This window comes from Longirhabdus pacifica, from assembly GCF_004115085.1.
Lineage (GTDB): Bacteria > Bacillota > Bacilli > Paenibacillales > DSM-105158 > Longirhabdus > Longirhabdus pacifica.
Genome location: NZ_QXJP01000006.1, coordinates 112,928 through 128,367, shown reverse-complemented (window position 1 = coordinate 128,367; position 15,440 = coordinate 112,928). Strand labels below are relative to the sequence as shown.

The 15,440-nt window shown below is 38.6% G+C and carries 10 protein-coding genes; all 10 read right to left on the bottom strand.

The genetic code is table 11. The features are described from left to right. Positions 1-351: 351 nt before the first annotated feature. Positions 352-852: a DoxX family protein gene (locus D1Z92_RS06690; RefSeq protein WP_128894954.1), complete on the bottom strand. Its 501-nt coding sequence runs from the start codon at positions 850-852 to the stop codon at positions 352-354. Between the two features lie 242 nt (positions 853-1,094). Next, the gene (locus D1Z92_RS17260) at positions 1,095-4,382 is read right to left on the bottom strand and encodes a choice-of-anchor I family protein (RefSeq protein WP_164931483.1); all 3,288 of its coding nucleotides are present in this window, start codon (positions 4,380-4,382) and stop codon (positions 1,095-1,097) included. Between the two features lie 279 nt (positions 4,383-4,661). Next, positions 4,662-6,158, bottom strand: a complete 1,497-nt coding sequence (locus D1Z92_RS06680; RefSeq protein WP_128894888.1) for a CotH kinase family protein — start codon at positions 6,156-6,158, stop codon at positions 4,662-4,664. A gap of 240 nt (positions 6,159-6,398) precedes the next feature. Further along, positions 6,399-7,412, bottom strand: a complete 1,014-nt coding sequence (locus tag D1Z92_RS06675) for a LacI family DNA-binding transcriptional regulator (RefSeq protein WP_128894887.1) — start codon at positions 7,410-7,412, stop codon at positions 6,399-6,401. 130 nt (positions 7,413-7,542) lie between these two features. Next, positions 7,543-8,373 carry a carbohydrate ABC transporter permease gene (locus D1Z92_RS06670; RefSeq protein WP_128894886.1) on the bottom strand — a complete coding sequence of 277 codons (831 nt, stop codon included), beginning with the start codon at positions 8,371-8,373 and terminating at the stop codon, positions 7,543-7,545. After that, positions 8,370-9,224 carry a carbohydrate ABC transporter permease gene (locus D1Z92_RS06665; protein ID WP_128894885.1) on the bottom strand — a complete coding sequence of 285 codons (855 nt, stop codon included), beginning with the start codon at positions 9,222-9,224 and terminating at the stop codon, positions 8,370-8,372. Before D1Z92_RS06665 ends, D1Z92_RS06670 begins: the two co-directional genes overlap by 4 nt. A gap of 104 nt (positions 9,225-9,328) precedes the next feature. Next, positions 9,329-10,621, bottom strand: coding sequence for an ABC transporter substrate-binding protein (locus D1Z92_RS06660; RefSeq protein ID WP_128894884.1), 1,293 nt, complete (start codon positions 10,619-10,621; stop codon positions 9,329-9,331). Between the two features lie 232 nt (positions 10,622-10,853). Continuing rightward, complete coding sequence (locus tag D1Z92_RS06655; protein WP_128894883.1) at positions 10,854-12,143, bottom strand: ABC transporter substrate-binding protein; 1,290 nt, start codon at positions 12,141-12,143, stop codon at positions 10,854-10,856. Between the two features lie 169 nt (positions 12,144-12,312). After that, positions 12,313-14,250: a beta-galactosidase gene (locus D1Z92_RS06650; RefSeq protein ID WP_128894882.1), complete on the bottom strand. Its 1,938-nt coding sequence runs from the start codon at positions 14,248-14,250 to the stop codon at positions 12,313-12,315. Further along, positions 14,235-15,431 carry a galactokinase gene (locus tag D1Z92_RS06645; protein ID WP_128894881.1) on the bottom strand — a complete coding sequence of 399 codons (1,197 nt, stop codon included), beginning with the start codon at positions 15,429-15,431 and terminating at the stop codon, positions 14,235-14,237. The genes D1Z92_RS06650 and D1Z92_RS06645 overlap by 16 nt, the downstream gene beginning before the upstream one ends. Between the last annotated feature and the right edge of the window lie 9 nt (positions 15,432-15,440).

The window sequence follows — 15,440 nt, the reverse complement described above, 5'->3', positions numbered from 1 at the left end:
AGGCATGTTTTTATAATATAAAGATAAGACAAATACAGAAGTAACAGACAAAGAAGGGCACACTGAAGAAGTAAACGATAAAGTTTACGAAGGAGGATAACGATGAGGTTAACCGAAAGTCATTTCGTCTAACCGCTTTTTTTACTTTAATATGTTTATTAGCTTAGAGTACAAACTGAAAGAGTAGATAAATTAACGTTGGACAAAAAGAGGGGCAGATGCTTGGCAGCGAAGTTGCAGTTGTAAGAGTGAAAAACGTCGACAGTGCAGTACAAAAAAACCATTACACGTGTCGACGTTTTATCCTATTATCGTTACCACAACTTTCGTAGGGAACTACTTTCACTTATCTCACATGGTTTCGCTGTTTTTTCCTTTTCTCCTAAATTGTCTTCGCAAGAAAGGCAGCACATAGTAATCTAATCCAAATCTACCGGCATTGGCACCTGCAACAAGGATAAAGATCGTGAGTAACACCATTTGAGGGTTTGTACTGGTTGTCCCAGAAAACAAATAAGCAAAATTCATAATAATACCCATCAATCCTGCAAACGTCGTAAAAATACCCGCAATAAGAGCGATACCCACTAAAACTTCTCCCCATGCAACAAGAAAGTTGAATAATTCAACGTTTGGTATGGCGAATCCCTCTAAAAAACTTGCCCACCAACTTTGTACTGTGGGGCGCTCACCCTCCGCTTTTGTTACGGCATCTTGTAAAAAGAACGTTGCATCAAATTCTTTTGTCACTTTCCCCCATCCAGCAGAGAGCCATTCCCATCCAAGATATACTCTCACAACGAGAAGAATGATGGATGCATAGACGTTTTCTCTTAAAAATTTAACAAAAATTCTAACCACTCCTTTGTTATATTTTGTGTAAAAGCATATTTATTATATCATATGTAATATTTGGTTTATTTTTTTGAATATTATATTATTTTGTAACATGTTTAAACAGCGATACCGAGAAAAACAGATTCACGATATCGCTGTTACTTAAGATACAAGTTTGCCCCTCAGTACAGACATAAAGGTTGTTATGTTGAGATTTCTACATCTTATGCACAGTGGTAATAAGTTGGGTAAACAAGTTAATTCAACTTATATAGCATGATTTCCTGTCCTGGGAAAATAAGATGCGGGCTATGGAGATTGTTAATCACTTGCAGCTCTCGCCAAGTTGTTTCATAACGTAATCCAATATGATACAATGTATCTCCTGGTTGGACAATATATACACTATCTTTAGTTGGAGCTTGACTTTCTTCAGCTACGGAAAATCTTCCGTCCACGGTTGGATTTACTTCACCCATAGATTGAATGTAATCAATTAATACTTCATCTAACGCTGGATACTCATTCACTATCGGTGCTTCAGCAAACATTGTATACTCGTCTCCACCTGCTGCCATGAAATCGTTCGTCGCTAACACGTAGTTTTTGCTCATATCCAACGCTTCGCCATTAATCATCACCTTCGACACTCTATCTCCAGCCGGTTGACTTGGATCAATTTCGAATGTCATGCCGGACACATGTGGGAAAGCACCTTTTAATTCAGGATAATCCGTGACTCCGTTTTCTAACGCTGCTTTCATATGTTCCCCTGTTACTTGTTTCGTTACCACGTAATTACCGAATGGGAATACCGTTATAATATTACCTTTCGTGATATCACCAGCAGGGATAGAAGCACGAATGCCACCACCGTTTGTTATAGCAACATCTGCGCCAGATACACGGATCATTGCATCCGTCGCTAAATTCCCTAAGTTTGTTTCTCCGTTTCTTACTTGTTCTCTCTCTCCATCTAACGTTACTGCAGAAGTCCCAATCACTTCATTTAAGATAAGCTCCTGTTCAGCTTTAATGTTTTCAATGATTGCAACTACCTCAGGATCAGGCACAACATCTGCTGCATCTTCTTTTGTCATTCTTGATGCTGTTTTAGTGACCAATGTATTTTCTTCATCAAATTGTAATTCTACGACACCAAGATTTTTAGTGTATTCACCCGCGCTGACAATTAATGTTCCTGCTTCTGTATCTAAATTATCCACTGTATGGCTGTGACCATCTACGATAAGGTCAATACCTTGTGCTTCCTTCGCTACTTTAATGCTCGTATCCGTACTAGAAGCATCTGTACCTAAATGTGTTACTGCAATGATGGCATCCACGTTTTGTGCTTGTAATTCTTCTACCATTAATTTTGCTTCTGCAGCTGGATCTGTAAAGGTTAGTCCTGCAACATTATTCGGATGTGTTTTATAATGTGTTTCCGGTGTAGACAAGCCGAAAATACCTAATGAAACGCCATCTACTTCTTTAATGACATATGGAGTTAACAAACGTGATCCATCTTCTTTACGCACGTTGGCACTTAGGATAGGAAAATCTAATAACTTCTCAATGTTAAGCAATTGCTCATAACCGTAATTAAAATCATGATTTCCTGCTGCCATACCATCATAACCGACTTCGTTCAACACCTCTACAATGCTTACACCTTCTTCAAGCGTAGCAAATGATGTACCGTGTAACGTATCTCCAGCATCAAGCAACAATGTGTTTGGATTTTTCATGTGATATGCTTCTACTAATGTCGCAATTTTAGCAAATCCCATGCCGTCATACTTTCCTTCTTCTACTCTACCATGTGAATCGTTTGTGTGTAGAATCGTAATCTTCGTTCCGTTGATCTCTTTTTCTTCCATGTGTTGTTTCATTTCATATACTGCAATAGTTCCACTTACTTCATGTGCTACTAGTAATAAAGCATTTCCTGTAGGACTGTGCTCAGCAGCAACGAATGTTAATCCTTCTGGAGCTGTATCCCCACCAAATGCTTCACCATCTAGGTTACGACTAGAAAAATAACCAGCAAATTTTGCTTCTTTCACGTTAGTTACATCATATGCCATCACGCCACCTACACGCTCTAGGCCAATGAAAGAGTACGTTTTGTCCCCTACTTGACCAACCACTACGGCTTCTGGTTCAGGACCTTTATCGTCACTTCGATCATCTGCACCGTCTTCGTCGTTCGTAGCATTAAAGTATGCAGGAATAATTTCAGCCGTTTTCATTTCAAAATCACTACCACTGTCATATACAACGCTCATATCTGATGTATCCCAAATCGTAAATGAACGTGCACCGTAACCGTAAATCGCTTCGTATTGACCTTCTTCATTCATTGGAGCAGATATCGTTGTTTTCAATCTTCCAAGCTGCTCCTCTTCGAACAAGCCATTAGCAACCATTTCATCTAATTGAGCTTGTGTCACATTTTCATAATGTTTCGCGTTCAAAGCGTATTGATCTTTTATATCTGAAACTCTAGTTTCTTCGGAAAATCCTTCGTAATCTGCGCTATCCCCTTCATTTGCAGTGAGTAAATACGTCTTTCCTCCCTGTTCAAACAACGTGATACCGTCAGGTTGATACATTCCAAGCACTGGCCAAGATTTAATTTGAACAGCATCATCTTTGTTTGATGCATCCAACTCGTTTCCAGCTATACTGTGATCTTTATATCCTAAATCGTTGACACTAACCATGCTCATATTCACCAAGTCCACTAATGCGATGGCATTCGCCTCTTGTAAAACAACGTAAGCCATTTCACTATTAGCATCTACTGCAATGTACTCTGGTTCTAAATCTTGTGCATACGATGCACCCCCATATACTTTCCTAACGCTTTCATCGATGATAGATTCATCAGCAAATGATAATGTTGTAACTTGATCTGCACTCAAAGCAGCAATATCTCCTGTTACATCAATAACGGAAATACTGCCTTCTGGGTTTATAGTATAATCAGCATTTGGCTGTCCTTCGTTAGCTACTACTACCTTCGTACCATCTGGCGTTACGGTTACCATATCTGGTAAAGCTCCGACTTCAACAGCGTTTAACACGTTACCTTCCATATCCATAAACACGATATGTCCTGGATCATGCTGTGGGTCAGCTGGAGCAGCAACAGCAATCCAATCTGAATTGGGGCTCACCGCAACACTCGTTAAATCGCTTACAGATGTTAACGTTTCTTTTAATTGATCTAAAGATACTCTCTTCACTAGTGAAAGCTCCGATGCTCCTTCACTTAAAACAGATAAATCTAATATATCTAATGCTTTCTCCGCACCATTTACAGAGAAAGTCGTTTGCGTCTTGTGGTCATAAGCAACGATTTCAGTGCCGCCTTCTCCCTCTACTTTACTATCATAATGAGCAATTTTTTCAACATGTAATAAACTTTCCTCTTTCATCGCTGAAGTTAATCCCATATCTGCAAAGCCGACGGTTAAAGACGAAAAAATCAAGATTAAGCTTAACAATAATGCACTATATCCTTTAATTTTCTTCATAATCTACTCCCTTTTTTGAATTTTATCAACATTTTATTCACTCTAAGCATACTGGTAAACTATTAATTCTTTATAACGGTTATATTAATTCAGTGTAAATAATAGCTTGTACTGGACATATGGATAAGTACAAATGATACCAAAAATCTATTACCTATATACGAATGTTTAATTAAATAACCACACATGTATAGTTGAATCAAAGGTATTTTTTCAACTAACAGTACATAAAAAAACTTCCCACCGTATATAAGTGGGAAGTTTTTATCACCATATTCCTCAGCCGTCTATAGATTCTAACTGCTGAACAATACTATTTATTCGATCATCAATGAAAGTAAGTAAACCATAGGCAATTTGAGCTCCACTTTCACCTGCTTGGGTTTGCATTCCACCATTGGGTCCTTGTTGGTTTCCATTCGGTCCTGGCTGTCCTTGTTGATCTGGATTTAAACCTTGTGGATCTGGATTTAGTCCTTGTTGACCTTCATTCGGCCCTTGTTGGTTTCCGTTAGGCGCTTGTTGATTTTCTTGGAATGAATAATCCTCTGTCCATGCATTCAAGAATGCTTCATACCCATAAAAAGACGTAGGATCATTTTCTACATAAGGATTGATTAAATCCGAAACCTCTTCTATGACCGCAGAAATATTATCGTAAGCCATAGGACCAGTAATAATGTCCTCTACATATTGATAATAGCGTTCTCTATATTCATCCACTTGTAAAAGCTGATAAGTGAGGACATTGGATGAGTCGTTCACAATATCACTGATACTATACGTCGCATCTTTATTACCGAATGTTCCAAAACCCATATTATAGTCCCATGGAATCATGGTATACACATCATCATTTTGATACAAGTAATAGTTATGCTGGTATTTACCTATATAACTGTCCATACTCACCGTTGTCGTTACTAGAGCTGCATATTTTAGTACACTATCCACATCGAGAACAGATTCATAATCATCGCCACTATTCAATTCATTTAACATCGCTACCAACATATCAGTATCTTGTGTATCTTCATCGGTTTCCAATTCAAATCCAGGATAACTCTCGAAGTTATCATCTATCCATGCGTAACTCTCTTCTTCAGGTTGGTACAAATCACCTTCGGTGTAAGTGAAATTCTTCTCAATAAATTGCTCATCCACTTGTTCAATACAAGGGAATAATCCTATTAATTCGTCATTAATATACACATTAACAAACGTAACGTCTGGTGTAGCTAATCCAATCTCATCCGCAATATAATAAGATAAATAGTCTCTCAAATAACTTGGATCGTATAAATTATTATTCAAATTAATTCGTTCGATACCATCAACATATTGACCATCTACATATTTATCAAAGTCCACCTTCAAACTATAACGATCACTATCTTCATTATCAGCAACGTCCATTAAACTTGAATTCCCTTTTGTTCTTACAGCTATATCATTAAATTCCACTCCATTAATGACAATATCACCTTGTTTCCATTCTTCTTCAAGTGGATTAGCTAACATATCAGCGTAATCTTCCTCGTCCAGATATATCTTTACTTCACCAACTTCGTCATCACGAAACAATATATTTTCCTCTATATCACTATCTGCTTCACTTTCATCCAAAAGCTCATCTTCTTCTGCACTATAGTTCGCATCATTATCTGTCCATTCATCTTCATTCTCCAAACTAGTTGCATTACCTGTACTACAACCAGATAAAATAACAAGCATCGCTAACAAAGAAATGACTACACGCTTTTTAATCATTTTCATTTATACTCCCTCCGTTTGTGTGTTCTATTGTTGTCATGGGTTAAAACGACTACATGAGGAAGTATAACTAAGATTTATGTCAGCAAAAAGTCAAGTTCAAATTAAAAACCAGTATCCACAATAAAGTGAGATACTGGTTTAAAAAAACTATAAATTTGTTATTCTAAAAAAACAATTTCAAAAAAGATATTCCTAAAAAGATATCACAGTCATGACGTTACTTTTCATATGAAAACCCCACTACACCCTAGCCTTACCACTACTTTCCCTTACGACAAGGTGAGAAGGAACGATAACACGCTTCGTCAGCTCTCTTTTAGATTGCATTTGGTCTAGTAGTAGCTCTACCGCACTTTCCCCCATGAATTGGGTATATACTTTCACTGTCGTTAAGGATGGCTGTAGAAACTTCGACGTCCCATTATCATTAAAACCTACAATGGAAACTTGATCAGGCACACGTATATTTTCTTCGTGCAGTGCTCGGAGCGCCCCAACAGCCATCGAGTCGTTAGCGATGAAAAAAGCCGTCGGGATTTCCTCTCCAGTCAATGCCTTCTTCATCAGCTCATATCCTGATTCTGCGGAAAAAGTGTCCTCCCATACGTACTTCTCATCATACATATCTCTCAGCTTTAAAAATTCGTAAAACGTAATACTCCGCTCATCTACAATTTGTTCGCCTAAATCGTTATACTCTTTTCCACCAATGTACCCAATATCCGTATGACCTAAGTCCAGTAAATACGTTAAGACATCGGTCATCGATTTACGGAAATCTACAACAACACAGTCCATATCATCCACAGGACTGTAATCGATGAGGACAATACAGTCACTTACTTGTTTAAATTCCTCTATCTCTTGCTTACTGTACTTTCCAACGACAATTAATCCATCCATGTCGCTTATCCATTCATCTGAGCGATCTGCTTTATTTTTAACCACTTTTATCAGCTCGATATCCCGCTCCATACATTCATGCTCTATACCTAAACGAACATCCATATAATATGGATCTGTCAACTCTTCAGCATCCGAATACCAGTACAGCATACCGAATGTTAAACGCTCGTTGGGAGGAGTCATATGTAATTGCTTCTTTTTCTTCACATAGTTTAACGATTGGGCAGCTTCAAACACACGTTTTCGTGTATCATCAGTGACTGACAGGGTGCTATCGTAATTTAATACACGAGAAACCGTAGCTAGTGAAACTCCCGCCATTTCAGCAATGTCTTTTAATGTCGCCATCGATGCTCCCCCTTTTTCTTGTAACGTACACCTTTGTAACCATTAATTTCATTATACACCAATAGGACAAAATACATAGTTGTATGCTTTTCTTTATGTTTTCTTTTCTGTTTTGTTTCTTCCGTTTTATCTATTCCTTTAGCGCACTTCCAAGCATCCCGGAAATGAAATAACGTTGCAATGATAAAAAGAAAATAATAATCGGCACGGTAGCAAGCGTTACTCCCGTCATCACCTGTCCATAGTCAATACGAGAAAGACCAAATAAACTAGAGAGCGCAACTGGGAATGTATACATATCTGTAGAAGAAAGCGCAATTAAAGGCCACAAAAAGCTGTTCCACTGATACATAAATAAGAAAATAGCAGTTGCAGCTAGTGCAGGCTTCATACTAGGCAGTACGACTTTATAAAATATTTTCCATTCCGATGCCCCGTCTATTCTGGAAGCTTCAATAAGTGCCGTAGGGAAGGCCAACATATTTTGTCGCATCAGAAAAATAGCAAACGGATAAGCAATATTAGGAAGGATGACAGCTTGATACTGATTCAACCATCCCCAAGACGCCATCATTTTAAACAACGGAATAATGGTCGCGTGATAAGGAACCATCATCGATAGTAGAAATATGGTGAAAATGATGTCTCTTCCTTTAAATTTAAATTTAGCAAAAGCATACGAAGCCATGGAGCAAACAAATAAAGCAATAATGGTATATGTGATAGATATAAAGAGAGAGTTGAACATGACTCTACCAATCCCAATTTGTTCATTTAAGTTGCTCATATTCTCAAGTAATTGATTGCCAGGAATCAACGTTGGTGGTTTGGTAAACATACTACCAGATTCATTCGTCGCTCCTATTGCGGACCAATAAAATGGAAACAAGGATATTAACGCACCAACTAACAACAAGAAATATAATCCAAATTTCCGAACTTTAACATTTCTCTTCTTCATTCTGAATCACCTGCAATCTTAAATTGGAAATACGTCATGATGGCAACCAATATGACAATGACATAAGCAATAGTTGAAGCATATCCAAAATCGAAATAACGGAATCCAGTTTGATATAAATACATCCCTATCGTTAACGTTTCATCACTTGGTCCGCCTTCCGTTAATGTGTAAGGCTCATCAAACAATTGCAACGTTCCAATCGTGGATAGTACAGCGGAAAACAAGATCACTGGCTTTAACTGTGGGATGGTAATGCTGAAAAACTGACGAAAACGAGAAGCACCATCGATATCCGCAGCTTCATAAAGTTGATCTGGTATGTTTTGCAATGCGGCTAGGAAAATGATCATATTATAACCACACCAACGCCAAGTTATCGCTAGAACGAGCGAAGCTTTGGCCCAAAACGGGTCGCTTAACCATGGTATTGCACCAAATCCTAAACTCATTAACACCTGATTGATGACACCGTCATTCATCAGCATAATCGAGAAAATGATAGAATACGCAACAAGTGAAGTGACTGCTGGTAAAAAGAAAGTAACTCTAAATAAACCTTTAAATTTTAAAATAGAGGAATTCAATAGATTTGCCAATACTAACGCCAGAAAAATCATAATTGGCACTTGTATAATAAGTAGAATAAACGTATTCTTTAATGCCTTCAAAAAAATCTCATCTGAAAATAATCGCTTGTAGTTCTCAATTCCATTGAACTCCATGATACCACCAACACTGGTTTGAAAACTCATTACGAAAGAGTATAGTATGGGGTACAACATAAAGACGGAAAATAGAATAACAGCAGGTGCAATAAAAAAGTATGGGACATAGGCTTTATTTTTCATGAGGTGTCATGTCCTTCCCTGTATAAATTTGCTTAAGATAAAATATAAAAAAAGAAAGACTGAAGGGATATCAGAGATAACCTTTCAGTCTCCCCTTTACGACGCTAGTATTGATTCAATTCTCGTTCTGTACGATCAGCTAAGCGATTCGCTGACTCTTGTAATGCTGTTGCAGGGTCTTCTCCGTTAAACACACTCGCCTGTGCTTTAATCGCTTCATCTAAACCGATAGAGAAATCTTTTGTGAAATAAGGTGTCTCTACATCTGCCATTTCATCTGCAAACAACTTCCATATCGGTTGATTGCCAAAGAACTCTATTTCCTCTGTAAAGATATCCGCCTCATATGCACTTGAAAGAGAAGGGAACAGTCCGTAATCTTTCATCGCCATAATCTGTACATCTGATTCTGTCGTGAAAAATTCCATAAACTCATATGCTGCTTGTTTTTTCTTAGATGCCTCTAATACCATAAAGCTGGAACCACCTAAGTTGGAAGCGCGATTACCTCCTTCTTCAAATGCAGGAAGTAAGAATACGCCCCAATCTCCTGCTGTATCTTTCGCTTGATCAATAATGGTTCCATAATACCAAGCTCCAAATGGAATTGCCGCTGTCGATCCATCTACCGTTGCAGACACGGTACCATTCCAACCATCTACATCTTTAATAAGATCAGCTTCTCCAAACTTTTTAATCATTTCCATCGCTTGCACGGCTTTCGGATGAGTAAGGTCTATATTTCCAGCTTCGTCGAAATAAAATATACCGAGCTGATTTAACATCATACGAAATGTTGGATCATCTTTGAACTTATCCAGCGACATAGCATATACGCCTGTTTTTTCTTTTATCTCTTTTCCTGCTTCAAAAAAGTCATCCCACGTTTCTATGCTGTCCACATCCACTCCAGCCTCATTAAAAATAGAGCGGCGATAGAACATGCCACCAGGGCCTGCGTCAAACGGCATCGCATAATAACTATCATTTAGACTTGCTAATTCATTTTTAAAATTAGGAAAATTCTGTTTGTGTTGATCAAACCCTAGTTCACTTAAATTTGCAAATCCTTTCGGAAAAGCTTCCAAATAGCTTTGGATTCGGTCATCTTCCACTAGAACAATATCAGGAAGTCCTACTCCACCAGCAGCGAGTCCTGTTGACAACTTATCATACACATCGGATCTACCGATGTCCTCTACTTTAATAGAGATATTAGGATTCTCTTCTTGATACATGGTCATTGCATCTTCTAACGCACCAACATTAACGTTCCATGCCCATGCTACTAACTCTACTTTACCATCTTCGGAACTACCTTCATCACTACTGGAGCAACCTACTACGAATAACGATAATGCCATTATCATCAAAACTATGATTTTAAATTTCTTCATTTTAAAAACCCCTCCTCGGAAAGCGCTTACAACTCTTTTATTAAATTTTAGTTAATTTTTGCGTATTAGTCAATAACTTTTACTAAATTTTTTACTAAAAATTTTAGGATGATGGTTTAAAGCAACCCACCATCCTCTAAGTATTCATTTTCTAATGTTGTTCTCTCTTTACTTGTTTACTCTTATACGCTGCTATGCAGGTGTTTACTTTGCTAGTGTTTCATTTACTATGCTAGTATTGATTTATATCTCGAGCTGTACGATCAGCCAGACTCTCGGCAGCATTTTGCAATGCTGTAGCAGGATCTTCCCCATTAAACATACTTGCCTGTGCCTTCATCGCTTCATTTAACCCAAGCGAGTAATCTTTCGTATAATAAGGCATTTTTACATCTTTTATTTCTTCAGCAAATAGTGTCCATATTTTTTGCTCTCCGAAAAATTGCACATCGGATGTAAAAGCTTCAGTATCATATACAGTGGAGAGGGAAGGGAATAACCCGTAATCCTCCAACGCAATGATTTGTACTTCTGGATCCGTAGTGAAAAACTCCATAAAATCATATGCTGCTTGTTTTTTCTTTGATGACTCTACAAGCATAAAGCTAGAACCTCCGATGTTGGCAGCACGATTTCCGCCTTCTTCAAAAGCAGGCATCAAGAATACTCCCCAATCTCCTGCGGAATCTTTAGCTTGATCCATGATGGTCCCGGAATAGGCAACACCAAACGGAATCGTAGCTACTGTACCATTGATCGTTGCTGACACGATACCATTCCAACCATCGACATCTTTAAGGAGTTCAGCCTCTCCAAATTGCTTGAGCATCTCCATCGCTTGCACTACTTTCGGATTGGTAAGATCAATGTTACCTGCTTCATCGTAGTAAAACACTCCTAACTGACTTAACATCATCCGAAAAATGGGATCATCTTTATACATATCGAGCGGCATCGCATAAACCCCTGTTTTTTCTTTAATGATTGTACCAGCCTCTAAAAAATCATCCCATGTCTGTATCGCATTCACATCTACGCCAGCTGCATTGAAAACGGACCGACGATAAAACATTCCCACAGGTCCCGCGTCAAATGGCATGGCATACGACGTTTCATTATGACTAGTTAATTCGTTTTTAAAATCTGGGAATACTTCTTTGTGCTTATCAAAACCTAATTCACTTAAGTTTGCAAATTCATTTGGAAAAGCTTCTAAATAACCTGCAATTCGATCATCCTCAACAAGCACGATATCTGGAAGTCCTACGCCACCTGCAGCGAGTCCAGTTGCTAATTTATCATACACATCCAACCTTCCAATGTCCTCCACTTTCAGCGCAACATCCGGATGTTCCTCTTGATATATCGCTATGGCATCTTCTAAAGCACCTACGTTGACATTCCATGCCCATGCAACGAGTTCTACTTTCCCATCAGCAGAGCTTTCCTCTTCTCCTGAACAACCTGCTGCCAACAATGCTAATGCAATAAACATGAAACCTATCTTGTTCCATTTTTTCATTTTAATATCCCCCTTTAAGAAAACGCTTTCACTATATGATTAAATATTATTGAAATGAAGCAAAATAGTCAATAATATTTACTAAAATTTTTACCAAAATATACTTACTTTCGTAAAATTTTTTATTAATAGCTTTTATAATGAGCTTTTCTTAAAGATAAGTATTGCATTATTTTTCCCTTATTTTACTTTCATATGGGGCATACGTTTCTCCATCAAAAGCGATTTGTTCTTCTGTATGATTACAAACAACATCATACGTTTGGTTCCCTACGTTTCTACGATACACTTCTAAACCTTCTGGTGTTTCTACATGATAGATTTGTTTTTCTACTAGCACCTCTTTTGCGATGTCCATCACAATGTTCTTCTCTACACCGCCTCCAAGATAATACACCGTACCTTTTCCAAATTGATTTTTGGTTACTGCTGCTTTCCCTTTATAGAACGCATCATCATGGGTGTACAGTACTTCTGCAGTCTTTGGTGTAATCATATCTCTCCATACCGTTAGCGCACTGGTTCCACGTGTTCCTGTAATCGGTGATGTACAATCTCCAAGCAACGACTCTGTTTCATCAATTTCAATACCTGCTAAATCAGAGATGAGACACGGCAAGCTTTTACCAAAATGAATATTGTTATCTCTATCTTTCAATCCTGCTCGAAATGTAAAAATGATCGTTCCACCATTTTCAACAAAATGCTGAAAACGTTCGCTTAATGCTTCATCTATGATTTGCATCACGGGTACGACAAGTACTTTATATGCCGTAAAATCACGAGAAACGGGGATGACATCCATGTGAGCATTGTACTGGTAAAACCCTTCATAGCCACGTAAAATTTCTTGATTGAAATCAAAATTCTCACTTTGCTGCTGTCCGCGCCACGACCAAATATTATCATAGTCATATAGCACGGCAATGTCCGCCTCAATAGGTGACTGCAATACGTGCTCGTAAGGCTTGATGTCATGAAAAACAGTCTGGACTTCTTTATATTTTCTACCGTACACATTATCTTGATCGACTACACCAAAACAGAACTGCTCCGCTCCTTTTGTCATGCCTCTCCAACGGAAATACAACATGTCCGTACATCCATGAGCAAACGCCTGGTAAGACCACATTTTCGCTTGATTTGGACGCGGTAAATATCCGATGATGTTATGTCCCTGCGCTCCCATCAACTGCTCTACGATCCAGTAGTTCTTCCCTAGTAATCCACGATTAAAATCATGAGTTAAAGCGATAGCTGCAGGAGGAATCGGTTTTTGCAACCCTCCCCAAACTGGATAGTTGTCATAAGATACGAAATCTAGCGAACGAACATTGCGTTCATGATCGAACCATTTATCAAAGAAGCCACCTGATACATTCGTAGTAAGTAGTTGATGCTCCCCTTTCTCTGCCGTAATACCCGCTAACATATAGTCGGTATAATCATTAACGGAAAAAGAACGGAATCTTGCCCAGTCCAGTTTCAACGTTGGGTTATGGGTAGTCACGGTCGGTGTAGGCATCGGAATTTCACTAAAATCGTTATACGTTTGTCCCCAAAAAATCGTTCCATATCGTTCATTCAGTTGTTCGATTGTTTCATACGTACGCTCTAAATAATGTTGAAAACGTTCATGACATTGACTGCAGTAGCACATATCACTACCTTCGTGCCCCAATTCATTATCAAACTGCCATGCAATGATCGTTTCTTCATTAGCATAATGATTCACTAGCTTTGTCGTAATACGATAACTATATTCACGATACACAAGGGAATTAAAGCAATACTGACGCCTTCCTCCAAACGCTCGCACATGACCTAACTCATCTTGCGATAATATACTAGGATGTTTTTTAGCTAACCATGCCGGGAATGTAGCCGTAGGGGTGCCAAACATCACTTTCAATCCATTTGCTTTCGCTTTCGCAATTACTTTATCAAAATAAGAAAAGTCAAAGTTTCCTTCATGGGATTCCATCTTATGCCACGCAAATTCGCCAATACGAATCAGATTTGCTCCTAACCCGACAATCCCTTTCATATCTTCTTCCATCATGGACTCTGGCCAATGTTCTGGATAATAATCTACACCAACGTACATGTTGAAACCTCCTGTCTACACTGTTGTTCCGATATACTAGATGCCCCTTCTCCTACTGAAAAAGTGTAAAAGCTAGGCGCATATCCTACTATCTTTTCATATTCCACAGATACTTGCTCTTTGAATGCTTCAATACCCTCGTCTTTGACGATATTGACAGTACAACCGCCGAATCCTGCGCCGGTCATTCTAGCACCAATACATGCTTCATGTTGCCATGCTGCTTCCACTAACGTATCGAGTTCCAATCCCGTCACTTCATAATCATTTTTTAGCGACAGATGAGATTGCTTCATTAATGCACCAAAATGCACTAAATCACCTTGTTTTAATGCTTCTGCAGCTTGTTTTGTACGGTATTCTTCTGTTACGACGTGACGAACGCGCTTCACTTCTTCTAACGTCAATACATCTTCTAACGGTACAAAATCCGCTGGTGTAATATGGGCAAGTGCATCCACCGTGACATAGGCTTGCAGTTTTTTCAGTGCCCTTTCACACGTTGCACGACGCGCATTATATGCTGAATCTGCTAATTCACGCTTTTTATTTGTATTTGCAATGACGATAGAAGTAGAAACTAGATTAATAGGGTAATATTCATAGCTCAATGTTTGGCAGTCTAACAGCACGGCATGATCCCGTTTACCGAAACCAACTGCAAATTGATCCATGATTCCACATTTTACACCAATAAAATCATTCTCGACTTGTTGGCTAAGTTGGACAAGTTGCAGCTTATCTTTATGGAGTCCAAACAGATCATTAAACAACACAGCCGTAACCAATTCAATAGAAGCAGAAGAAGAAAGACCCGCTCCGTTAGGAATATTACCGTAATACAGCACGTCTACACCGAACGGCAGTAATGTTTCCTTTTGCAGCATATGTGCAATACCAATCGGATAGTTGGCCCAGCCTTGCTGCTCATCATACTCCAGCGCATCTAATGCTGCCTCTACGATTCCTTTACTGCGAAAATTAATAGAGTACATGCGTATCTTTCGATCTGATCTGATTCTTGCCACTGCATACGTACCTACATCCAGTGCACATGGAAACACATGCCCGCCGTTATAATCGATATGTTCGCCAATAAGATTTACTCTCCCAGGAGCAAAAAAGTAATGAAGTGAGCCTTCACTTCCAAAAATATGTGAAAATTCCTCAGTTACGTTCATGTTACCACC

Excerpts from the sequence above, each read along its gene's own strand:
- D1Z92_RS17260 (WP_164931483.1), bottom strand. The coding sequence starts at position 4,382 with ATGAAGAAAATTAAAGGATATAGTGCATTATTGTTAAGCTTAATCTTG.
- D1Z92_RS06680 (WP_128894888.1), bottom strand. The coding sequence starts at position 6,158 with ATGAAAATGATTAAAAAGCGTGTAGTCATTTCTTTGTTAGCGATGCTT.
- D1Z92_RS06675 (WP_128894887.1), bottom strand. The coding sequence starts at position 7,412 with ATGGCGACATTAAAAGACATTGCTGAAATGGCGGGAGTTTCACTAGCT.
- D1Z92_RS06670 (WP_128894886.1), bottom strand. The coding sequence starts at position 8,373 with ATGAAGAAGAGAAATGTTAAAGTTCGGAAATTTGGATTATATTTCTTG.
- D1Z92_RS06665 (WP_128894885.1), bottom strand. The coding sequence starts at position 9,224 with ATGAAAAATAAAGCCTATGTCCCATACTTTTTTATTGCACCTGCTGTT.
- D1Z92_RS06660 (WP_128894884.1), bottom strand. The coding sequence starts at position 10,621 with ATGAAGAAATTTAAAATCATAGTTTTGATGATAATGGCATTATCGTTA.
- D1Z92_RS06655 (WP_128894883.1), bottom strand. The coding sequence starts at position 12,143 with ATGAAAAAATGGAACAAGATAGGTTTCATGTTTATTGCATTAGCATTG.
- D1Z92_RS06650 (WP_128894882.1), bottom strand. The coding sequence starts at position 14,250 with ATGTACGTTGGTGTAGATTATTATCCAGAACATTGGCCAGAGTCCATG.
- D1Z92_RS06645 (WP_128894881.1), bottom strand. The coding sequence starts at position 15,431 with ATGAACGTAACTGAGGAATTTTCACATATTTTTGGAAGTGAAGGCTCA.